Raw genomic sequence first — 20575 nt, 5'->3', positions numbered from 1 at the left:
GGATATGGAACACGCCCGCCGGCGCATTGAGGAATTGCGGCGGGAGATACGCCGCCATAATTATCTCTATTATGTGCTGGACCAGCCCGTATTGACTGACGCTGAATATGACGCCCTCTACCGGGAATTGCTGGAGCTGGAAGAGCAATATCCGGAGCTGATTACGGCTGATTCGCCTACCCGCCGGGTAGGAGGAGAACCTTTAAAAGCCTTTGGCCAGGTCAGGCATCGCATTCCCCTTTTGAGCCTGGATAATGCCTTTAATGCCGAGGAGCTGCGGGCTTTTGACCGCCGGGTTAAACAAAATCTGGGCGGAGAGGACCCGGAATACATGGTGGAAGCCAAAATCGACGGCCTGGCGGTGGCTCTGACCTATGAGCAGGGCCGGTTTGTGCAGGGAGCAACCCGGGGGGATGGGGAAGTAGGGGAGGATATTACCGAAAACCTCAAAACCATTCAAACTCTGCCCCTGGAACTACCCAAGGCTCCCCCCTTGCTGGAGGTGCGGGGAGAGGCTTTCATGCCGAAAAAAGCGTTTGTCCGGTTAAATGCTGAGCGGGAAGCCAATGGTGAACCGGTTTTTGCCAATCCCCGCAATGCTGCGGCCGGTTCTCTGCGCCAGCTGGATCCCAAAGTGACAGCCAAACGCTCTCTGGCGGTTTTCATTTATGCTCTGGCCCAGACGGAAGGGCTGGAAATTTCCACCCATGCCGCTGCCCTAGACTGGCTGGAACAGCTGGGCCTACCGGTCAATCCCCAGCGCCGCCTTTGTCGCGATATAGAAGAGGTAATCGCTCTGGCAGAGGAATGGGCGGTATTACGCCACCAGCTGCCCTATGATATTGATGGCCTGGTGATCAAGGTCAATAAGCTGAGCCAGCAGCAGCGCCTGGGCTTTACCGCCAAAAGTCCCCGCTGGGCTATTGCCTACAAGTTCCCGGCCGAGCAGGCGGAAACAGTGGTAGAAGATATTGAAATCACAGTGGGGCGTACCGGGGTGCTGACACCGACGGCGGTTTTGCGGCCGGTGTTTGTGGCTGGCAGTACTGTCAGCCGGGCCAGTTTGCATAATCAGGACATCATCCGGGAAAAGGATGTACGCATCGGGGACCATGTGCTGATTCATAAAGCCGGGGATATCATTCCTGAAGTAGTCAGAGTGTTGAAGGAAAAGCGCAGCGGTCTGGAACGGGAATTTGTCATGCCCGAACACTGTCCGGCCTGTGGTAGCAAAGTAGTAAGGCCGGAAGGGGAAGTGGCTGTGCGCTGTCCCAATCGTTTCTGCCCGGCACAGAACCGGGAGGCCATCAATCACTTCGTCTCCCGGGATGCCATGAATATCGAGGGCTTAGGTCCGGCGGTGGTCAACCAGTTGCTGGAAGCGGGCCTGATCCGGGATGCTGCCGACCTCTATAATTTGCGAGAAGAGGATTTATTGCCACTGGAGCGCATGGGCAAAAAATCCGCCCAAAACCTGCTGCAAGCTATTGCAGCCAGCAAGGAACGGGGCCTGGGGCCATTGCTCTTTGCCCTGGGCATTCGCCATGTGGGGGCCAAAGCGGCTAAAACCCTGGCCCGCCATTTTGGCTCCATGGAGAAGCTGGCAGCGGCTACACAGGAGGAATTGCAGCAGATCCCGGAAGTTGGGCCGAAAATGGCGGAAGCCATTGTCCAGTTTTTTGCCGATGAACATAACCGCAATTTGCTGAATAAGTTAAAAGCAGCCGGGGTGAAGATGGAAGAAGATGCGGATCCGGTTACTGTGGACAATTTGCCTCTGGCCGGCCAGACGGTGGTCATTACCGGTACCTTAAGCCGGATGGGGAGAAAGGAAGCGGAAGCCCTGGTAGAACAGCTGGGCGGCAAGGCCAGCAGCAGTGTCAGCAAAAAAACCTCTTTTGTGGTAGCAGGGGAAAAACCGGGCAGCAAGCTGGAAAAGGCCCGGGCACTGGGTATACCGGTTTTATCAGAGGAAGAGTTCTGGCAGAAAATTTCGAACTAACCTCTTGTCATTTTGCCCGGGTTGTTGTATAATAATTTTGCAAGATACCATGGAGGTATCACTGGACAGAGTTATTTTCAACAAGCATAATATTGACGGAACGATGACCACGGAGGTCTGTCTCTCCAGCAAGGAGAGGGGCTTTGCCGTGGTTTTTATTTTAAAAGAAAGGGTGAGGGAAATGCATATTCCAGATGGTTTTTTAAGCCCTGGCGTTTGGGTGCCGGCGGCGGCCATTAGTACCGGAGCTTTAGGGTATAGCATCAAGCAGGCTCAGGCTAGTCTCAAGGAGCGGCAAATCCCGGTGCTGGGCATCATGTCAGCCTTTATTTTTGCCGGTCAGATGGTCAATTTCCCGGTGGCCGGCGGAACTTCGGGACACTTGCTGGGGGCGGCTCTGGCTACCTCCTTGCTGGGGCCCTGGAGTGCCAGCTTAATTCTGGCAACAGTCTTAATCATCCAGAGTCTGTTTTTCCAGGATGGTGGCATCACAGCTCTGGGGGCTAATATCCTTAACATGGCGGTGATTGGCGTCGGAGCTGCCTGGTTGATGGAATACAGCTTGAAAAAATTGCGCTTGCCTGCCGGGGTAAGCAATTTCCTGGCCGGCTGGGTTTCGGTTATGGCAGCAGCGGTGGCGGCTTCTCTGGAGCTGGCTATCTCTGGCACCATTCCTCTGGCCAAGGTTTTACCGGCGATGGCCTTCTGGCATGCCTTGATCGGTATCGGTGAAGGAATGCTCACGGCTGTGGCTGTAAACTTCGTCTTTAAAAATCGTCTGGTCTATGAGGTTGAACAGGAGAAAGCGGGGTGGGAAGCATGAAAGGCAAAATTCTGAGCGGACTGGGCCTGGCCCTGGCGATTGCGGCTTTTCTTTCGCCTTTCGCCTCCTCCAGCCCGGATGGCCTGGAACGGGTAGCCGAAGATCATGGCTTTCTGGAAAAGGGAACCTCATTGCTCTCTTCTCCTATCCCTGACTATCTTTTTCCCGGTATTCAAAATGAAAAAATAGCTACGGCTGTGGCAGGAATTGTGGGGACTTGTCTGGTATTTATATTTATGTACGCAGTGGGCAAACTCTTAATCGGTGGCAAGGAAAGGAGGAGCTAGGCTATGTGTGAGGCCAATGCCTATCTACGCCAGGGGGAAAAAGAGGAATTGCTGCTGGAACGGGTAGACAAAATCATCCCCCAGGGTAATGAGTTATATCTGGAGAATATTTTCGGTCAGCGCAAAACCATAAAAGGCCGGATTGTGGAAATGGCCCTGGTGGATCATAAGATCGTTCTGGAAAGGAATGAATAGCTATGTGCCAGGCAGGTTTTCACGGGGACTTCCCAACTGTTGCCGCAGGGCGTTCCCCTCTGCTGCAGCTGGAAACTCGCTTGAAAATTCTCTCCCTCATTTCGATGATTATCATTTTCTCCACCATTAAAAATATTTTACTGCTGGCAGTTGCCGCTCTGGTCTTACTGGGAATAGCGCTGCTGGCGCGAATTAGCCCTGTTGCCTTGCTGAAAAGACTAATCTGGTTCTTGCCTTTTGCCGGAGTGATGGTTTTGCTGGTTCCCTTTATCACTCCAGGGCAGCCGCTCTGGACGGGTAATATACTGGCCTTTAAATTGACCGCAACTGTGGAAGGCGGGCAAAAAGCCCTGTTTCTGGCTTTGCGTGTCTTGAATGCTGTCTTGGCTTTGACCATATTGACGGAAACTACTACCCAATCTCAGTTATTACAGGGCTTACGTCAGCTGGGATTGCCTGATTTGCTGGTCAGTTTGATCGCCTTTACCCTCCGCTATTTCAGTCTGCTGGGCAGTGAACTGGAGAGAATGCAAACTGCCCGCCAGGCCCGGGGTTTTCAAAGAGGCAAAGGGCTTTATCACTGGCGCACCATGAAAACCCTGGGGCAGATGGTGGGGATGCTGTTTTTGCGGGCAACTGAACGGGGAGACCGGATTTATATTGCTATGCTGGCCCGGGGTTACCAGGGAGAAGTAGCCTGCAGTACCCAGATGGCACTGCGCTGGCAGGACTGGGTGACCGGCGCTGCCATCGTGTCGATGGGGATTTTGCTTAAAATCGCTGAAATAAGCGGGGTGGAGAAGTGGCTCTAATTGAAGTTCAGGACCTATTTTACCGTTACAAGGATGGGACAGTGGCCCTGCGCGGTCTTTCCCTGACCATTCCCCGGGGCAAAAAGGTAGCCATTTTAGGCCCGAATGGAGCCGGGAAATCCACTTTGATCCTGCATTTGAATGGGATCCATCTGCCTCAACTCGGGCAGGTATTGTTTGATGGCGAACCGGTTACCGCCCGGAATGCGCGGCTTTTGCGCAGCAAGGTAGGACTGGTCTTTCAGGATCCGGATGATCAGGTTTTTTCCGCCACAGTCTGGGAAGATGTAGCCTTTGGGCCGCTGAACATGGGACTAGAACCGGATGAAATCAGCCGGCGGGTAGCGGCTGCCCTGGCGGCTGTGGGGATGACGGCCTATCAGGATAAAGCTCCCTACCATTTGAGCTACGGGCAGAAAAAACGGGTGGCCATTGCCGGCATTCTGGCCATGGATCCGGAAGTGATTATCCTGGATGAACCCGTAGCCTTTCTGGATCCTCGGGGAAAAGATACTCTGTTTCACATTCTGGATGAATTAAATGCCAGAGGCACTACCATCGTGATTGCTACCCATGATGTGGACCTGGCGGCAGAATGGGCAGATCAGTTAATTGTGATTAAGGATGGAACCTGTCTGGCCCAGGGAGGGCCGGAACTGTTAACTGATAAACAGTTAGTAGAGGCTGCTGCCCTGCGTTTTCCCATCATCACCAGGCTCTTTCAGCAGCTGCCGGAATTGCAGCTGGAACAAATGCCGAAAACTATAGCTGAAGGGGCGGCCATTATCAGGAAGCTTTTACAGACAAAATAACGATGAGAATGAAAAGGTCATGGAGACCTGGTCCTCTGATAAGAGAGGGGTTTCCATGGCCTTTTTCATATATATTCCTCCTTCCAAACCTTCCTTTATGGGCGCAAAGGTTTCGCTCGCCTTTGCGCCTGCTTTTAAAATATGTTATAATCGCCATAGCAAAAATATGAGGAGCGATGGCGATGTGTACAGAACTGACCCCCTGGGAACGAGTGGTACAATTTCATGGTCATGTCTGTCCGGGCATTGCGGCTGGTTATCGGGTGGCCATGCGTATGCTGCAGGAATTAGGACGACAATATCCACCGGGGGATGAGTGCATTATCAGGGCGGGTAAACGTTTTTGCGGTTTGGATGCTCTGCAGCTGTTGCTGGGGGCAACCTATGGCAAAGGAAATTTGCAGGTTGAGGCTGAGGACAGATACCATTTTGAACTATCATTGCCAGGACAGAGTTTAAGGATTGAGCTGGAGCTAACCCCCCGGTTAGCTGTTTATGAGGAACAATGGCAACAATTGTTTCAGGAAAAACTGAGCCCAGTAAAAAATGGAAGAAAGTCAGAAATTATTGCTGAAATGGTGGAACTGGCCCAGCAAGTCATGGATCTGGAGGATGAGGAGTTTTTCCTCAAAGTGGAAACCAGGCAGGAATAACTGCCTGGCTTATTTTTTGTCCGTGAACAGAAGACATGTAAAGAATAGGCACAAAATGAATATCCATTCAATAATTAATATAGACCGTTCAGGGGGAAAATCCGGCCTTTAGGCAAAAGTTGGTGAGAAAATTGGTGGAATTGTTTAGATTTATTGACAGGAGGACAAAGATAGGGGGAGGTTTTAAAATGGGAGAGAAAAAAGTCTATTATGCTCCACTAACTCCACTTAGTTTTTTAAAACGCAGTCTCTATGTATTTCCGGAAAAAACGGCGGTAGTATACAATGACCGGCGCTATACTTACCGGGAATTTGCCGCCAGGGTCAATCGCCTGGCCAGTGCCTTGAAAAGCCTGGGAATTGAGAAAGGGGACCGGGTGGCCTTTCTTTGCCCTAATATTCCGCCCATGCTGGAAGCCCATTATGGTGTACCGCTGGCGGGAGGGGCGTTGCTCAGCCTCAATATCCGTCTGGTTGCCCATGAAATTAAATATATCCTCAATCACTCGGAAGCGAAAGTGCTGTTCTTTGATGCCGGTTTGGCCCATGTGGTTGAGCCGATTATGAAGGAACTGCCGGCAGTACAGCATTTTATCAAAATCTATGATGGCGAAGAAACTGCACAGATTGATGTCATAGAATACGAGGAATTCCTGGCCCGGGGCAGTGAGGAAGAAATCCCCATTCCCGTCGAAGATGAATTGGAAATGATCGCTCTTAATTACACCAGCGGTACTACCGGTTTGCCTAAAGGGGTAATGTATTCCCATCGGGGCGCTTACTTGAATGCCCTGGGAGAAGCGCTGGAGGCCGGGATGAATTCCCGTTCCGTCTATCTCTGGACCCTGCCCATGTTCCACTGCAATGGCTGGTGCTTTACCTGGGCGGTAACAGCGGTAGGTGGTACCCATGTCTGCTTGCGCAAGGTGGAACCGGATCGTATCTTTGAATTGCTGGTCCAGGAGAGGGTAACCCATCTCTGTGCTGCACCTACCGTGCTGGTGATGATGACCAACCATCCCAGAGCACAGGAGCTAAAGCTTGAGCAACATCTGCGCATCCTGACTGCGGGAGCACCACCTTCTCCTACGGTGATCAAGAATGCTGAGGCTATGGGAGCGGAAGTCATCCATGTTTATGGCATGACCGAGACTTATGGTCCTCATACCCTGTGTGAATGGAAAGCGGAATGGGATGAACTGCCGGCAGAGGAAAGGGCCAGATTGAAAGCACGGCAGGGAGTGCCTTATATCACCTCTGTGGAAATGATGGTAGTCAACAAGGATATGCAGCCTGTGCCCAGAGATGGCCAGACCATGGGAGAAATCGTCTTCCGGGGCAATAATGTCAACTGTGGATATTTTAAAGACCCGCAAGCCACCGCTCTGTCTTCCCTGGGCGGCTGGTTCCACAGCGGCGACCTGGCTGTAGTCCATCCCGATGGTTATATCGAGATCAAGGACCGGGGCAAGGATATTATCATTTCCGGTGGGGAAAACATTTCTACAGTGGAAGTAGAAAATGTCATCTACCAGCATCCGGCGGTGATGGAAGTGGCAGTAGTGGCCATTCCGGATGAGAAATGGGGTGAAGTCCCCAAGGCCTTTGTCACCCTGAAGCCCGGGATGACAGCAACAGAGGAAGAGATTATCGTGTTCTGCCGGGAACGGATGGCCCGCTTCAAGTGTCCGAAAAAGGTGGAGTTTGGCGAATTGCCCAAAACCGGTACCGGCAAGATCCTGAAATACATCCTGCGGGAAAAAGAGTGGGCTGGCCGGGAACGCCGGGTAAATTAATCTTTTTAGACAGGCACCGGACAAAAAGCATCTCCATATCCTAGTATTACCCTTGTTGTGGTAAGCGGGATAGGAGGTGCTTTCTATGTCTGGCTGGCTGGTGCTTTCGGTCTTATCCCTGATTAATGGTATTCTCCTGCTGGTATCCTATATTACCAGTAACACTTTTCCTCAGCCTTTAACTCCGGAAGAAGAGGCTTATTATCTGGAGCGGCTGGAAAAAGGGGACCGGGAAGCCCGGAATATTTTAGCGGAGAGAAACTTGCGGCTGGTAGCCCATATTGTGAAAAAGTTTGAGGGTACTGGAGAAGATAATGATGACCTGATTTCCATTGGCACCATTGGTCTGATCAAGGCGATCAATACCTACAGCCGGGATAAGGGGACCAAACTGGCTACTTACGCTGCCCGCTGCATAGAAAATGAAATTTTAATGCATTTACGGGCCACCAAAAACCGGCGCCAGGAAGTTTTTCTGGATGACCCCATTGGCCAGGATAAAGAAGGCAATGAAATTACCCTCAATGATATCCTGGGTACCGATCCGGATGAAATCAGCCTGATGGTGGAAAGGGAATTTGATAATAAACAGCTGCTTCAGAAGGTGAAAGGCCTGTCCAAGCGGGAACTGGCGGTGCTGGATATGCGTTTTGGCCTCTTCGGCGGGGAGGAACGGACCCAGAAATATATTGCCCGTTTGCTGGGAATCAGCCGCTCCTATGTCTCCCGAATAGAAAAGAGAGCCATCAACAAGCTGCTAAAGGAATATCAGCAGGAGCGCAAGTTGAAACATTGACTCTGGAATTTGTGCCTCCGTTATTTTTTTGTTATCATAAAAAGAAAAAACAACGGAGGCGGAGTATGGGACACTGGTTAGTTCCGGATGCGGTTTTTGGCAAGTTGACGGAGATCAGTCCGGAATTTTTTTACGAAAAAGGGATTAAAGCAGTTTTGCTGGATTTGGATAATACCCTGCTGCCCTGGGCAGAGGGGATTTTTCCGGAGGAGAGCTTGCGCTGGATTGAGGAAATGAAGGCGGCGGGGCTTTTGCTCTGCCTGGTTTCCAATAACAAACCGGAACGGGTAGCTCAGCTGGCCGGGGAGCTGGGGATCCCGGGGATTTCTCAGGCGGTTAAACCGCGGCGTAAGGGGTTCCGGCAGGCCCTGCGGCTGCTGGCAGTGAAGCCAGAGGAGACGGCTGTGGTGGGGGACCAGATCATGACTGATGTGCTGGGGGGGAATCGGGCCGGTCTCTTTACGGTGCTGGTCAATCCCCTCAGCCCTGTAGAACATAAGGGGACCTACTTTTTGCGCTGGCTGGAAAGGGTTTTGACTGGCCGGCGGGTTTAAACCTGAATTGAAGCGGGCATAATGGCAAAAGGGAGGTTATGGCAATGGAAACCTTTAGCTGTTATGTCCCTTACCAGGAAATTGATAATGGCTGGGCCCTGCTGGCCCGCATCCGCGCTGAGGTGTCGGAAATACGTCAGCAACACCCGGAACTGGAAGCTTACCAGCTGGTGGACATGGGCATTGTTGACAGGAATACGGGAATTGAAGTAAAATTATATTTTTCTCCGGAAAAGCAGGAATTTTTTATCTAAAGAGCGAAAAAAGGAAGGAGTACCTTCCTTTTTTCTTTTCTGGCCAAAGGGGAGAAGATTATGTGGATTGATGGCAAGACCCGTCTGGTAGGTATAATTGGACAACCGGTGGAACACTCCAGATCGCCCTTGATGCATAATACTGCTTTTCAAGCTTTGGGCCTGAACTGGTGTTATGTTCCACTACCAGTGGCTTCGGACCAGGTGGCAGCGGCGGTAAGGGGATTAGTGGCCCTGGGCTTTGCCGGAGCCAATGTCACTATTCCCCATAAGGAAGCAGTTCTGACTCTGGTGGACGAGCTGGACCAGGCGGCGGCTACAATTGGAGCAGTGAATACACTGGTGATCAAAGAAGGACGAATTTGGGGTTATAACACCGACTGGCTGGGGGTAAAGGCCACTCTGGACCATATCAAGGCTATACCCGCTGGTAGGCGGGTGCTGGTTTTAGGAGCAGGGGGCTCGGCCCGGGCGGTGGTTTATGCCCTTGCACAGGAGGGGGCCGGGGAAATCCTGGTGGCAGCCCGACGGCCGGAGGCAGTAGGGAGTTTACAGACCATCGCGGCAGTAACTTACATACCGTGGCAGGAGCGGGCTTTAGCCCGGGTTGCGGCAGAGGTGGAGATTATTATTAACACCACGCCTTTAGGTATGAGTCCGGAACCCCATTTATGCCCACCTTTGCCGCCAGAGGTTTTTGGCAGACAGCACAAGGTTTTCGACCTGATTTATAATCCGCAGGAGACCCGCTTACTGGCCAGGGCCAGGAGTCGGGGGGCTACTACAGTAAATGGTATCTTGATGCTGGTGGAACAGGGACGGGAGGCTTTCCGGCTCTGGACGGGAATGGAGCCTCCGCTGGAGGTGATGTTGACAGCTCTGGGTATCAGTGAACAAAATTAACAAATTTGTCACATTTGCCATTACAATTATGTGATATAATCTATTTGTATCGGTTTACCTGGAATGGGAGGGGTGTTCCGGTGGCGAAAAGAAACGGCCAATCCCGTTTTGCCTTTCAGCTTTGTCCCCAGTGTGGCAGTAAAAACATTGGCCGCATTGCCAAACAAACCTATTTTTGCCGGGATTGTTTTACGGAAATCGTGGAAAAGAAACAGGGCCAGTTGTCAGAACGGCTGACCCTGCTGGAAATACTGGAAGATGGTTCGGTGCAGGCCATTGGTGAGATTTAAGAGGGCGGGAGCTCTCTTTTTTGTTTATGGCGAAAAATGCTGAATCGAGACGGAAAGTTTTCTGGCACAGGCGCAAGAAATGGCAAATTTTACTGGGCTTAATCTGTTAAAATATTGCAGTAAATAAAGGGTCGGAGGTGAAAATCGGTGGAGGCAGAACTGGAGAAAGAATGGGATGATGCGGAATTATTAGCGGGAGAGGGACAGGCCCTGGAAGCTGAAGGAGAACAGCTATTGACTTTAAAGCAGGTAGCCACCATTTTGCAAGTGGAGTGCAGTACGGTCAGGCACTGGGAAAAGGAATTTGCCGAGTATATGGGGAAGGCGGTGCTGATTAACCAGAAAAAGCATTATACTACCAGACAGCTGGAGGTTCTGACCAAAATCAAGGAGTTGTTGCAAACAGAACAGTATACCATCAAGGGAGCTAAACGCCGACTGGAACTGGATAATGTACTGGCAGCTTCTCTGGGGGTGGAGCATAATTTTAAGACAACGGTATTTATTATGTTCAGTGCCATCATGCAGGAATTGCAGGCTGCCCGCCAGGAGAGCCGGGAACTGGCCCGGGAGGTGGCCCGCTTGCGGGAGGAAAAGAACAGGGTAGAAGAACAGCTGGCCGCAGCGGAAAATCGCGGTCTCCTGGATTATCTCTGGCGACGCTGGCCAAAGGCAAGGACAGCGGAAGAACAGGGACGGGCATAATGCCCTATTTTTTTACGCTATTTCCAGAAAATAATCTGAAATAAAGCAGGATTTTGCCGAAGGTATGTCTAATATAGCATTTAATTGTGACAAATTGTGCAGTTCAGGGAAGTAGGGGTGAAAAATGTATTTTCCTACCCGCAAACGTCTGGGCGATATTTTAAAAGATGCCCATCTTATAAATGAACAACAATTGCAGCTGGCTTTGCAGAAACAAAAGGAAAGCGGAGAAAGGCTGGGGACCCTGCTGGTCAAGATGGGGATGGTCAAGGAGGAGGAATTGATTCAGGCCCTGGAGCAGCAGCTGGGGATTCCTGCGATTCGACTCAGCCGCATGCCACTGGAAGCAGAAGTGGTAAGACTGATTCCGGAAGCCCTGGCCCAGCGCTACAAAGCCATTCCTATCCGCAAGCAAAACAACCGGCTGACCGTTGCCATGGCTGACCCCTTGAATGTTTTTGCCATTGATGATATTCGGCTTTCCACCGGTCTGGAAGTAGAACCGGTGATCGCCCGGGAAAGTGAGATCAATGCGGCGATTAACCAGTATTATGGTTTGACCGATTCCCTGGAAAAAATTATCGAAAACCTGGATGAAGAGGAATTTGCCGAAGAGGAACTGGGCCTGGACCAGCTCAAGGAACTGGTGGAGGATGCACCGGTAGTCAGGCTGGTCAATACCGTCATCCAGCAGGCAGTGCGCAACCGGGCCAGTGATATTCACATAGAGCCCCAGGAGAAACAGCTGCGCATCCGCCAGCGGGTGGATGGAGTTTTGCAGGAAATGATGACCTTACCCAGAAAAATGCAGGCTCCTGTCATCTCCCGGGTCAAGATCATGGCCAACCTGGATATTGCCGAACGGCGCATACCCCAGGATGGTCGGATTCAGCTGACGGTAGAACATAAAGAGATTGACCTTCGCGTTTCCACTTTGCCCACAATTTACGGGGAAAAAGTGGTGCTGCGGATTCTGGACAAATCCCGGGGACTGCTTGGCCTGTCCGATCTGGGTTTGGCCCCGGAAAACCTGCAGCGATTCGAACAAATCCTCAAACATCCCAATGGCATTTTTCTGGTTACAGGGCCTACGGGCAGCGGCAAGACTACGACCCTTTATTCTCTGTTAAAACAAATCAACAGTCCGGAGCGCAATATCGTGACCCTGGAGGACCCGGTGGAATACACCCTGGAAGGGATAAACCAGGTCCAGGTCAATCCTAAAACTGGCTTAACTTTTGCCGGTGGGTTGCGTTCTATTTTGCGTCAGGACCCGGATGTGGTGCTGGTGGGGGAGATTCGGGATACGGAAACCGCCCAGATCGCCATACAGGCAGCCATGACCGGGCATCTGGTTTTCTCTACCTTGCACACCAACAGTGCGGCGGCCACCATCAGCCGCTTGCTGGATATGGGAATCGAGCCCTTTCTGGTAGCCACTGCCTTAACAGGAGTGGCGGCCCAGCGCTTGGTGCGTTCCCTTTGCCCGGAATGCCGCCAGAAACACTGGTTGCCGGTGAAATGGCTGGAAAATCTGGGCCTGTCGGAGGATGTCTGGCAATATGCCCGGCGGGAAGGAGATCGGGTACTGGTCTATAAACCGGGACGCTGTACCCTATGCAACAATACCGGTTACATTGGCCGGATCGGTATCCATGAGGTGCTAATTATGTCTGATAAACTGCGGGAACTGGTGGTGCAGAAAGCGGCCGCCAGCAAGATTGAGCAGCAGGCTGTAGCGGAAGGAATGATCACCCTGCGCCATGATGGGGTAAGAAAGGTCTTAAGTGGCCTTACCAGTCTGGAAGAAGTGATGCGGACAGTATTTGTGGACTAGTCAGGGGGGCAGAAGATGGAGCGAATCGAAGGCAGAGACTGGCAGACAGCCAGCGAACTTTTGCAATTGGCGGTGGAGCTGGGAGCATCGGATGTCCATATCTCCGTTGATGTCCCGCCGGTTTTCCGCATCAATGGCAAACTGGCCGCTATAGGGGAAAGACGCCTGAGCAGGGAGGATACCCTGCGCCTGGTCAAGGAAGTGATGACCGAAGAACAGTTTACCCGCTTCAAGGAGAGCGGTGAACTGGACTTTTCCTATAGTGTTCCCGGCTTTGGCCGCTTTCGGGTCAATACCTATTTCCAGCGGGGTTCGGCCGGGATGGCGGTGCGCGCTATTCCCTTTCAGATCCCCAGCCTGGAACAACTGGGCCTACCCTCAGTGGTAAAGGAACTGGCCATGCGGGAACGGGGACTGGTGATTGTAACTGGTCCTACGGGCAGCGGCAAATCCACTACCCTGGCTTCCATGATTGATTTAATCAATAACACCCGGGACTGCCATATCATGACACTGGAAGACCCCATTGAATATCTGCATCGCCATAAAAAGAGTATTGTCAACCAGCGGGAAGTTGGTTTTGATACCAAATCCTTTGCCAATGGCCTGCGGGCAGCCCTGCGCCAGGACCCGGATGTGATCCTGGTAGGGGAGATGCGGGATCTGGAGACCATATCCACGGCGGTTACAGCGGCTGAAACCGGGCATCTGGTGCTGGCTACCCTGCATACCTCTGATGCTCCTGGCACCATTGACCGGATCATCGATGTCTTTCCGCCTTACCAGCAACAGCAGATTCGCATTCAGCTGGCAGCCACCCTGCAGGGAGTAATTGCCCAGCAACTGGTACCTACCGCTGATGGCCGGAGCCGGGTGGCGGCAGTGGAAGTGCTGATTGTAAACAGCGCCGTGCGCAACCTGATCCGGGAACAGAAAACCCATCAAATTTATTCCATTATGCAGACTAATGCCCGTTTGGGAATGCAAACCATGGACTTTTCCCTGCGGGAGTTGTATTATCAGGGTAAGATCACTCTGGAGGAAGCCATAAAACGGGCCCTGGATCCCGATAACTTCCTTCGGCTGGTGAACGGGATGTGAGGCTAGATGAATTTGCAGTTTGAATACCAGGTACGGGACCGGCAGGGCCGGGTATTAACAGGAGTGGTAGAAGCCGATAGCCGGGAGACGGTGATTCAGCGCCTGCGCCGGGAAGGATATATCGTTACCTCTGTGAAACAAAAAGAGGTTGCTCCTTCGGTGGGGGAACTGCTGGCCAGTTTGCGCCCGTTGCCCATTAAAGAGCTGGCCCTGTTTAGCCGCCAGTTTGCCACCATGATGGCTGCCGGTTTGAGTTTGCTCAAGTGCCTCAGCATCCTGCAGCAGCAAACCAGCAATAAACGGCTGGCGGAAGCGGTGGCCGAAATTCGGCGGGATGTGGAGGGAGGTTCCACCCTCTATGGGGCCATGCAGCGCCATCCCCGGGTTTTTCCCGAGCTTTATGTCACCATGCTGCGGGCCGGGGAGATCGGCGGGGTGCTGGACAAGGTGCTGGAGCGCCTGGCTGATCATTATGAAAAGGAATATGAACTGCGGGAAAAAATCAAGACCGCTACCCGCTATCCCCTGGTGATCATGCTCTTTGCCATTGGAGTAGTCATCCTCTTGCTCACTACAGTGGTACCCACTTTTGTGGCCATGTTCAACAGCTTCAAGGCAGAACTGCCTCTGGCTACCCGGATTTTGCTGGGCATAAGTTCAGCCCTGACCGGTTACTGGTATCTCTGGCTGTTATTACTGGCCGGGGGAGGTCTTCTCATCAGCCGTTTTCTGGCTACGGAAGAGGGCAAAAACTGGCGGGATGCCCTTGTTCTCCGCTTGCCCGTATTCGGGGAACTGAGCAAAAAGGTGGCTTTGGCCCGGGTTTGCCGTACTCTGGGGACGCTGCTGGCTACCGGGGTGCCCATCCTGCAGGCGGTGGAGGTGGTGGCTGAAGTAGCCGGTAACCGGGTAATTGGCCGGGCCCTGCTCAGCACCAGGGACAATATCCGGGAAGGGGAAGGAATTGCCGCTCCCCTGGAGCAAACCGGGGTGTTCCCGCCCCTGGTAACCCAGATGGTGGCGGTAGGCGAGGAAACTGGGAACCTGGATGGCATGCTGAGCAAAGTGGCGGATTTCTATGACCGGGAGGTCAAGAACACCACCGAGAGCCTGGCTTCCCTGCTGGAGCCTTTCCTGATCGGCTTTCTGGCCATTGTGGTGGGGGCCATTATCGTTAGCACCATACTGCCCATCTTTGATTTATATGGACATATCGGGGGGCAGTAGGGATAGAGAGAAAGCTTTGAAAGGGGGTGAAAGGGATGTTGATTAAAATCGGCGAAAGAATGAAGCGCATCCGCGAAAGAGAACAGGGCTTTACCCTGATAGAGCTGCTGGTGGTTATTGCTATTCTGGGGGTAATTGCTGCTCTGGTGGTTCCGAAAGTAGTAGGTAATGTTGATGATGCAAAGATGAAGGCTGATGAATTAACAGCCAAACAACTAACAAATGCTGTTAACCAATACAAAGCAGTTAATGGCAATTATCCAAATTCATTATCGGATCTAGTTCCTAAGTATATCGATGGAGTTCCCAAACAACAATCGAACAATAAAGATTTTACCTATGATAAAACTAATGGTGTAGTTACTGTAACTCCATAGAATTCCCGCCCCACCTGGGGCGGGCCTACCTTTACAAAGGAGTTGACTCCATGTCCGTACTAACCTTGCTTCTCGGCCTCATTATCGGCAGTTTTCTCAATGTCGTCATCTACCGTCTCCCCCGGGACCAATCCCTGCTCTGGCCGGGTTCGAGCTGCCCCCATTGTGAACAACCTCTCAAATGGTGGCACCTGGTGCCCGTCTTCAGTTTCCTCTGGCAGCGGGGTAAATGTGCCTATTGCGGTCAACCCATCAGCTGGCAATATCCCATGGTGGAAGTGATTAATGGCCTCCTCTGGTGGCAGGCGTACAACTTTTACGGTCTAAGCAGTCAGGCTCTGTTTTCGGCTCTACTGGGCAGCTGGCTGCTGGTGCATACCGTTATTGACTGGCAGCAGCGCTTACTGTTGAATAAAGTCAATCTGGCCGGTGCGGTTCTGGCAGTAGCCCATATTTTCCTGAATGGAGAACCGTCCTGGACATCGGCATTAATTGGAGCATTCCTGGGAGGAGGAGTCCTCTTCCTTATTGCATTCCTCTACCCGGCAGGGATGGGTCTGGGGGATGGGAAAATGGCCCTGGTCATGGGGCTGTGGCTGGGCTGGCCCCAGGTTTTCCTGGCCCTTTTCCTGGCGTCCCTGCTGGGAGCCACAGCTGGCATTATCCTGGGGCTGAAAAAAGGCCAGATCCGGGGGATGTCCCTGCCCTTTGGGCCTTTTCTGGCTATGGGGACTTATGTAGTCTGGTACTGGAGTGATCGGCTCCTGAACTGGTACTGGCAGGTGATGTTATGATTAAAAAGCAGGCGCAGGAAGGATTTACCCTGGTGGAAGTGCTGGCCGGGCTGGCCATAATAGCTATTTTGCTGGTGGCTGCTTTGCCGCTCTTTACCTCCAATTTGCGCCAGACTGTGCAGGATAAACAGCGGGAACAGGCACTAAGGCTAGCCCAGGAGCGGTTGGAGTATTATATTCATCAGGATGTCAGAGAAAATGAGCAGCAATCGGGGCGAATAACTATAGATGGTACTGATTTTAACTGGAGCCTGCAGGTTAAGAGACCGGCGAGCAGCTCTCCTGCAAACCTTAAGCTCTTGAACCTGACCGTTACAGTCACTTATCTGGAACGCGGGTCTAATGCCAGCAGGGATTTAAGCCTGTCCGTGCTCAAAACCGAATGAATGGGGCGGTGCTTATGAACGGAAGGCGACAAGCAGGCTATACTCTGGTAGAATTGCTGGTGGTGCTGGTGCTTATGGGTATAGTCCTGATGGCTATAAACAGTTTCTTTTTAACAACTTACAGGAGCTATACGGAAACAAGCAGTGAGTTACGGCTTCAGGATGCACTGGCTGTGCTCAATGAACAGATTGCCGCAGATATTCGTAGAGCTGAACTGGTAGAAATCAACGGACAGGAAATGCGGGTGATCCTTTCCGCCAACGAAGTGGTCCGTTATGTATATGATAGCAGCGGTCAGGCTCTTTTCCGGGAAGCCGGTAGTATAAATAAAAAAATTTCCGGGGATGAAATAAAAATCGAAAATTTAGACTGGCTAAGTCAAGGGGGAGGCCAGGGGTATGTAATCTCCTGGCGGATTACGGCAAGGCTTAAAAACAGCGTTATGACAGTAACGATGGCAGAAAGTCCCCGGCGGGTCAAGATTTAGGGGGGATGGACTATGCTCAAGAACAAGGATGGGCAAAAAGGTTCTACACTGGTAACGGCTCTGGTGGTTTTCATGGTGTTCACGGTTCTGGCCTCAATCATCCTCTATCTTACTTATGGTCGCACATACACCCTGACCGGAAATATCGCTCAAACCAAAGCCCGCTATGCGGCCCAGTCCGGGGTAGCGGCCGGGCTGGCGGCCTTGAAAAAGGATAAAGATAAAGTGCAAAGTCAGGTACAGGTTACCCTTGGCAATGAAACGATTGTTGCTAATATTATTAAACCCGGCTCAAATGATGTTGCCTATAAAATCAGCAGTACCGCTACCGGTCGGGAAGGGAGCCGGGAGTTTCAGGCTACTGCAACGGCCAGGGTGAAACTGGGATTTGACTGGAGCAACTGGCCCTATGCTCTGGTGGTAGGCGGTGATTTTACTGGAGGTACTGGCACTGAACCGGCTAAGATCAAGGTACACAAAGGCAAGGTACAGGTGAATGGTGACTGGAATTTTGCCGGGGAAATAAAAGAAAGCTTCACGTCCCACTGGAAAAATCGGGGTCCTCAAAAAGGAACGCCGATTTACTTGCCGGAAATTATTGTTGAGGATCTCGATAAATATTTACAGAGGCCGGAAATAAGGGAAATCAAGTTAACTAACTGGAACCCTGAGTCAGGTAACCCGATTGCCTACTTTAAGAATGCAGACACCCAGCCATTAATTATATATAATGGTAATCCCAAATCCCCGTGTATTATTGTAGCGGATAAAGATATTGAAATTTACGCTCCCGCCAAAAAGGGGGATGATAAGCGTAAAAAAGAGGATACCAATCCAGTGGTGATTATCTCCCTTTCCGGTTCGGTAACTATTAAGGAAGCAGTGAACTTTGATGGCTTTATCTATGCAGCCAGGGATATCAATATTGAAGCAGTGAAAAATGATGGCAAACATGATAATGACAAGAAATGGGGCAAGGTCAATATCAATGGCGGAATCATGGCCAGGGGTAATTTTAACTTGAATAAAGGGGACGTCAAAATCCGTCTCTGGGAAAAAGGGCACACCAAATGGTGGAAGGATGAAGAAGATGATAACGAAGAAGATGATGATGATAGATTCAAGTCTATATTAAACAAAATCAATAGTTCATTAGGCCAGTACATGTCTTCATTTCAGATCGTTGACTGGCAGGAGTCTTATCGGTGAGAGAAAGGCAGGATAGGGCATGAATTGGTTTGCGAAAAAACAGAGTACAGAAGTAGTGGGGATAGATATCGGGGAGCATTCCCTCAAATTGCTGCAGGTGCGCCGCCAGGGGACCAAAAAGGAAATCGTCCGCTTTAAGCGTTTACCCACTCCTCAGGGGGCCATGGAAGGGGAATGGATAAGGGATTTTCCCCTGCTGGCTGATGCCCTGCGCCAGCTGGCCGAAGGGGTACCGCCCCAGCTACCGGTAGCAACGGCGGTAGCAGGTCAGAGTGTATTTATCCGTCATTTTACCCTGCCGGTCATGAAGGAACGGGAACTGGCCATGGCGGTGCCCCTGGAAGCGGAAGCCCATCTGCCCATTCCGGTGCGGGAGGTTATGCTGGACTATCTGCCTCTGGGGAAAGTGGTGGAAGATGGGGTGCAAAAACAGGAAATCATGGTGGTGGCTGCCCGGACTGCAGTAGTGGAACAGCTGCAACAATTGTTCCGGGAAGCAGGCCTGAACTTAAAAGTAATGGATGTGGAATCCCTGGCCCTGGCCCGCACTGCCGCTCTCTTTGATTCCAGCTGGCAGGCGCCGGAACGGGCAGTGGCCCTGGCTGATATCGGGGCTACCACTACCACCTTTTCCGTCCATGCCGGAGGAGTACTGCGCTTTACCCGTACTCTGCCCATAGGCGGGGAGAGATTGACCCGGGCCCTGGTGGATTTCTTCCAGATGCCCTGGGAGGAAGCGGAAAATACCAAAACCATTCTCAACCTGACCGGTGACCTGGGGACTACCGGGTTGACGGTTTTGCTGCACCGCAAGACGGAAGTGGTGCAACAGGTAATCGATCAGCTGGTGATGGAACTGAGACGCTCTCTGGAGTTTTATCAGACTCGTTATCGTCAGCTAAAAGTGGACAAACTCTATCTTTCCGGGGGTACAGCCCAGATGCAAGGCCTGGCTGCCTATCTGGCCGAGGGCCTGGAACTGCCAGTGGAAACCCTGAACCCGCTGTTGAAGCTGGATATCAGTCAGGAGGCCCGCAGTAAACAGAAGGAAATGGAAGCAACGGGAGCGGCCCTGGCAGTTGTAGCTGGATTGGCCCTAAGTGAGGTGGAATAAATGCAGGTTAACCTTTTAGCACCGCGAACCCATCTGGCCCAGCAGCCGGAGCGCAAAGGCCTTGCCCTGCAGGAACGCTGGTTAATAACGGGGGCGGGCATCCTGTTGCTGGGCTGGCTGGGGATAGTTGGCTGGCAGGTATATAGCCTGGGCCAGGCTGTGGAACAGGAAAAAGCGGCATTACAGCAGTTGAAGAGCCAGGTAGAGAAGCAGAACCAGGTGCTGCGCCTGGCCAAAAGGATTGAGGTGCAGCAGCGGGTCTGGCGGGAACTGGAGGGAAACCCTACCAACTGGCAGGGCGCCATTGCTAAAGTGGAGGGCTATGCCGGAACGGAACTGACACTAAGCCGGATCAAATTTGGACCGGCACCGGCAGACTGGCTTTTTCAGGGGGAGAGCCGGAATACAGCGGCAATAGAGGCTTTCCAGGCCAAACTGGAACAGGATAAATACTGGCAGGCTGCTGTAGTCAGGGAACTGGTGCGTCAGGCTGAACAGGGTAGCTATGCCTTTACCATCAGTCAGGGAGGGGAAGGACAATGAAACTGCCGGGATTGAGTTTTACCCTGACTGAGCGGGAAAAAAAGTTGATTAAACTGGCAGCAGTATTGCTTGTTTTTACCCTGGCCTATTACTATGGGATTGAGCCCTTGCAGGTAAAAAAGGCTCTGCGGGAACAGGAACTGCTGCTTCTGCAGCAACAAAAACAGCAGCTACAGGCGCAAGCAGCCGTGGTCCAGAAAAGCCTGGCCTTAGAACAACAGGGCCGGGAACTGGAAAAGCGCTTGCCTTCCAGCCTGGCTCAGGCTGATCTGCTGGGGCAATTGCGCCAGCTGGCCCAGGAGCATCAGGTCACTCTGGAACTGGTGCGCCTCAATTCCCAGCAGGAGGAACAAACTGTTGCCGGGGTGAAGGTCAAGAGTGTGCAGATGGCGCTGGCTTTAAGCGGCAGCCGTCAGGCTTTGCGGGATTTTCTTGCCGACCTGGAAAAACTGCCCCGGGCTGTCCGGGTACAGGCCGGGGAGCTCAGTACCAGTGAACAGGGGCAGCGACTGGACTTGAATCTGGTAATTTATTTTTTGCCCCCGGAGGTGTAAATTGACAACATACTGGTTTTGGCGGCATAATAGTAGATAACATCCAGGATGATGTTATCTGCT

The 20575-nt window shown here is 52.0% G+C and carries 25 protein-coding genes; all 25 read left to right on the top strand.

The features are described from left to right. Positions 1 to 4: 4 nt before the first annotated feature. Complete coding sequence (gene ligA / locus ULO1_RS08760; protein WP_200806953.1) at positions 5 to 2002, top strand: NAD-dependent DNA ligase LigA; 1998 nt, start codon at positions 5 to 7, stop codon at positions 2000 to 2002. Positions 2003 to 2183: 181 nt separating this feature from the next. After that, positions 2184 to 2825: an energy-coupling factor ABC transporter permease gene (locus tag ULO1_RS08755; RefSeq protein ID WP_079933423.1), complete on the top strand. Its 642-nt coding sequence runs from the start codon at positions 2184 to 2186 to the stop codon at positions 2823 to 2825. Continuing rightward, entirely contained in the window at positions 2822 to 3112 is a 291-nt protein-coding gene (locus tag ULO1_RS08750) for a PDGLE domain-containing protein (protein ID WP_079933422.1), read from the top strand. The genes ULO1_RS08755 and ULO1_RS08750 overlap by 4 nt, the downstream gene beginning before the upstream one ends. A gap of 3 nt (positions 3113 to 3115) precedes the next feature. Then, complete coding sequence (locus tag ULO1_RS08745) at positions 3116 to 3307, top strand: CooT family nickel-binding protein (protein WP_078666050.1); 192 nt, start codon at positions 3116 to 3118, stop codon at positions 3305 to 3307. Between the two features lie 2 nt (positions 3308 to 3309). Then, a complete protein-coding gene (gene cbiQ / locus ULO1_RS08740; protein ID WP_079933404.1) occupies positions 3310 to 4119 on the top strand; it encodes a cobalt ECF transporter T component CbiQ in 810 nt (269 codons plus the stop codon). Further along, complete coding sequence (locus ULO1_RS08735) at positions 4110 to 4931, top strand: ATP-binding cassette domain-containing protein (protein ID WP_079933403.1); 822 nt, start codon at positions 4110 to 4112, stop codon at positions 4929 to 4931. Before cbiQ ends, ULO1_RS08735 begins: the two co-directional genes overlap by 10 nt. 182 nt (positions 4932 to 5113) lie before the next feature. Beyond that, positions 5114 to 5584, top strand: coding sequence for a formylmethanofuran dehydrogenase subunit E family protein (locus tag ULO1_RS08730; RefSeq protein WP_159071770.1), 471 nt, complete (start codon positions 5114 to 5116; stop codon positions 5582 to 5584). Between the two features lie 188 nt (positions 5585 to 5772). Next, entirely contained in the window at positions 5773 to 7380 is a 1608-nt protein-coding gene (locus ULO1_RS08725) for an acyl--CoA ligase family protein (protein ID WP_079906545.1), read from the top strand. 85 nt (positions 7381 to 7465) lie between these two features. Next, positions 7466 to 8176: an RNA polymerase sporulation sigma factor SigK gene (gene sigK / locus ULO1_RS08720; RefSeq protein WP_078666045.1), complete on the top strand. Its 711-nt coding sequence runs from the start codon at positions 7466 to 7468 to the stop codon at positions 8174 to 8176. Positions 8177 to 8241: 65 nt separating this feature from the next. Then, positions 8242 to 8730 (top strand): YqeG family HAD IIIA-type phosphatase, encoded by a 489-nt coding sequence (locus tag ULO1_RS08715; protein WP_078666044.1) that lies wholly within the window; start codon positions 8242 to 8244, stop codon positions 8728 to 8730. A gap of 38 nt (positions 8731 to 8768) precedes the next feature. After that, on the top strand, positions 8769 to 8984 hold the full coding sequence (locus ULO1_RS08710; protein WP_143325437.1) for a hypothetical protein: 216 nt from the start codon (positions 8769 to 8771) through the stop codon (positions 8982 to 8984). 60 nt (positions 8985 to 9044) lie between these two features. Then, positions 9045 to 9887 carry a shikimate dehydrogenase gene (locus tag ULO1_RS08705; RefSeq protein ID WP_079906544.1) on the top strand — a complete coding sequence of 281 codons (843 nt, stop codon included), beginning with the start codon at positions 9045 to 9047 and terminating at the stop codon, positions 9885 to 9887. An 80-nt stretch (positions 9888 to 9967) separates the two neighbouring features. After that, positions 9968 to 10177, top strand: coding sequence for a hypothetical protein (locus ULO1_RS08700; protein ID WP_078666041.1), 210 nt, complete (start codon positions 9968 to 9970; stop codon positions 10175 to 10177). A gap of 147 nt (positions 10178 to 10324) precedes the next feature. After that, complete coding sequence (locus ULO1_RS08695) at positions 10325 to 10882, top strand: MerR family transcriptional regulator (RefSeq protein ID WP_078666040.1); 558 nt, start codon at positions 10325 to 10327, stop codon at positions 10880 to 10882. 124 nt (positions 10883 to 11006) lie between these two features. Continuing rightward, complete coding sequence (gene gspE, locus ULO1_RS08690) at positions 11007 to 12719, top strand: type II secretion system ATPase GspE (protein WP_079933401.1); 1713 nt, start codon at positions 11007 to 11009, stop codon at positions 12717 to 12719. A 15-nt stretch (positions 12720 to 12734) separates the two neighbouring features. Further along, positions 12735 to 13820, top strand: a complete 1086-nt coding sequence (locus ULO1_RS08685; RefSeq protein WP_079933400.1) for a type IV pilus twitching motility protein PilT — start codon at positions 12735 to 12737, stop codon at positions 13818 to 13820. Positions 13821 to 13826: 6 nt separating this feature from the next. Beyond that, positions 13827 to 15047, top strand: coding sequence for a type II secretion system F family protein (locus ULO1_RS08680; protein ID WP_079933399.1), 1221 nt, complete (start codon positions 13827 to 13829; stop codon positions 15045 to 15047). A 35-nt stretch (positions 15048 to 15082) separates the two neighbouring features. Further along, complete coding sequence (locus ULO1_RS08675) at positions 15083 to 15424, top strand: type II secretion system protein (protein WP_200806952.1); 342 nt, start codon at positions 15083 to 15085, stop codon at positions 15422 to 15424. A gap of 50 nt (positions 15425 to 15474) precedes the next feature. Further along, positions 15475 to 16218: an A24 family peptidase gene (locus ULO1_RS08670; RefSeq protein WP_079933398.1), complete on the top strand. Its 744-nt coding sequence runs from the start codon at positions 15475 to 15477 to the stop codon at positions 16216 to 16218. After that, positions 16215 to 16604 (top strand): type II secretion system protein, encoded by a 390-nt coding sequence (locus tag ULO1_RS08665; RefSeq protein WP_078666035.1) that lies wholly within the window; start codon positions 16215 to 16217, stop codon positions 16602 to 16604. Before ULO1_RS08670 ends, ULO1_RS08665 begins: the two co-directional genes overlap by 4 nt. A gap of 14 nt (positions 16605 to 16618) precedes the next feature. Next, entirely contained in the window at positions 16619 to 17092 is a 474-nt protein-coding gene (locus tag ULO1_RS08660) for a prepilin-type N-terminal cleavage/methylation domain-containing protein (RefSeq protein ID WP_159446867.1), read from the top strand. Between the two features lie 12 nt (positions 17093 to 17104). Continuing rightward, positions 17105 to 18301 carry a hypothetical protein gene (locus ULO1_RS08655; protein WP_079933396.1) on the top strand — a complete coding sequence of 399 codons (1197 nt, stop codon included), beginning with the start codon at positions 17105 to 17107 and terminating at the stop codon, positions 18299 to 18301. A gap of 19 nt (positions 18302 to 18320) precedes the next feature. Further along, the gene (pilM, locus tag ULO1_RS08650) at positions 18321 to 19415 is read left to right on the top strand and encodes a type IV pilus assembly protein PilM (RefSeq protein WP_078666032.1); all 1095 of its coding nucleotides are present in this window, start codon (positions 18321 to 18323) and stop codon (positions 19413 to 19415) included. Continuing rightward, positions 19416 to 19958, top strand: a complete 543-nt coding sequence (locus ULO1_RS08645) for a hypothetical protein (protein WP_079933395.1) — start codon at positions 19416 to 19418, stop codon at positions 19956 to 19958. Then, positions 19955 to 20512, top strand: coding sequence for a type II secretion system protein GspM (gene gspM / locus ULO1_RS08640; RefSeq protein WP_079906939.1), 558 nt, complete (start codon positions 19955 to 19957; stop codon positions 20510 to 20512). The genes ULO1_RS08645 and gspM overlap by 4 nt, the downstream gene beginning before the upstream one ends. Positions 20513 to 20575 lie beyond the last annotated feature (63 nt).

Origin of the sequence: Carboxydocella sp. ULO1, assembly GCF_002049255.1 — a bacterium.
In the GTDB taxonomy this organism is placed as follows: Bacteria; Bacillota.
This window is presented reverse-complemented; position numbering and strand designations above follow the sequence as displayed.

Coding starts and splice junctions, on each gene's coding strand:
- ligA (WP_200806953.1), top strand. CDS start 5: ATGGAACACGCCCGCCGGCGCATTGAGGAATTGCGGCGGGAGATACGC.
- ULO1_RS08755 (WP_079933423.1), top strand. CDS start 2,184: ATGCATATTCCAGATGGTTTTTTAAGCCCTGGCGTTTGGGTGCCGGCG.
- ULO1_RS08750 (WP_079933422.1), top strand. CDS start 2,822: ATGAAAGGCAAAATTCTGAGCGGACTGGGCCTGGCCCTGGCGATTGCG.
- ULO1_RS08745 (WP_078666050.1), top strand. CDS start 3,116: ATGTGTGAGGCCAATGCCTATCTACGCCAGGGGGAAAAAGAGGAATTG.
- cbiQ (WP_079933404.1), top strand. CDS start 3,310: ATGTGCCAGGCAGGTTTTCACGGGGACTTCCCAACTGTTGCCGCAGGG.
- ULO1_RS08730 (WP_159071770.1), top strand. CDS start 5,114: ATGTGTACAGAACTGACCCCCTGGGAACGAGTGGTACAATTTCATGGT.
- ULO1_RS08725 (WP_079906545.1), top strand. CDS start 5,773: ATGGGAGAGAAAAAAGTCTATTATGCTCCACTAACTCCACTTAGTTTT.
- sigK (WP_078666045.1), top strand. CDS start 7,466: ATGTCTGGCTGGCTGGTGCTTTCGGTCTTATCCCTGATTAATGGTATT.
- ULO1_RS08715 (WP_078666044.1), top strand. CDS start 8,242: ATGGGACACTGGTTAGTTCCGGATGCGGTTTTTGGCAAGTTGACGGAG.
- ULO1_RS08710 (WP_143325437.1), top strand. CDS start 8,769: ATGGCAATGGAAACCTTTAGCTGTTATGTCCCTTACCAGGAAATTGAT.
- ULO1_RS08705 (WP_079906544.1), top strand. CDS start 9,045: ATGTGGATTGATGGCAAGACCCGTCTGGTAGGTATAATTGGACAACCG.
- gspE (WP_079933401.1), top strand. CDS start 11,007: ATGTATTTTCCTACCCGCAAACGTCTGGGCGATATTTTAAAAGATGCC.
- ULO1_RS08685 (WP_079933400.1), top strand. CDS start 12,735: ATGGAGCGAATCGAAGGCAGAGACTGGCAGACAGCCAGCGAACTTTTG.
- ULO1_RS08680 (WP_079933399.1), top strand. CDS start 13,827: ATGAATTTGCAGTTTGAATACCAGGTACGGGACCGGCAGGGCCGGGTA.
- ULO1_RS08675 (WP_200806952.1), top strand. CDS start 15,083: ATGTTGATTAAAATCGGCGAAAGAATGAAGCGCATCCGCGAAAGAGAA.
- ULO1_RS08670 (WP_079933398.1), top strand. CDS start 15,475: ATGTCCGTACTAACCTTGCTTCTCGGCCTCATTATCGGCAGTTTTCTC.
- ULO1_RS08665 (WP_078666035.1), top strand. CDS start 16,215: ATGATTAAAAAGCAGGCGCAGGAAGGATTTACCCTGGTGGAAGTGCTG.
- ULO1_RS08660 (WP_159446867.1), top strand. CDS start 16,619: ATGAACGGAAGGCGACAAGCAGGCTATACTCTGGTAGAATTGCTGGTG.
- ULO1_RS08655 (WP_079933396.1), top strand. CDS start 17,105: ATGCTCAAGAACAAGGATGGGCAAAAAGGTTCTACACTGGTAACGGCT.
- pilM (WP_078666032.1), top strand. CDS start 18,321: ATGAATTGGTTTGCGAAAAAACAGAGTACAGAAGTAGTGGGGATAGAT.
- ULO1_RS08645 (WP_079933395.1), top strand. CDS start 19,416: ATGCAGGTTAACCTTTTAGCACCGCGAACCCATCTGGCCCAGCAGCCG.
- gspM (WP_079906939.1), top strand. CDS start 19,955: ATGAAACTGCCGGGATTGAGTTTTACCCTGACTGAGCGGGAAAAAAAG.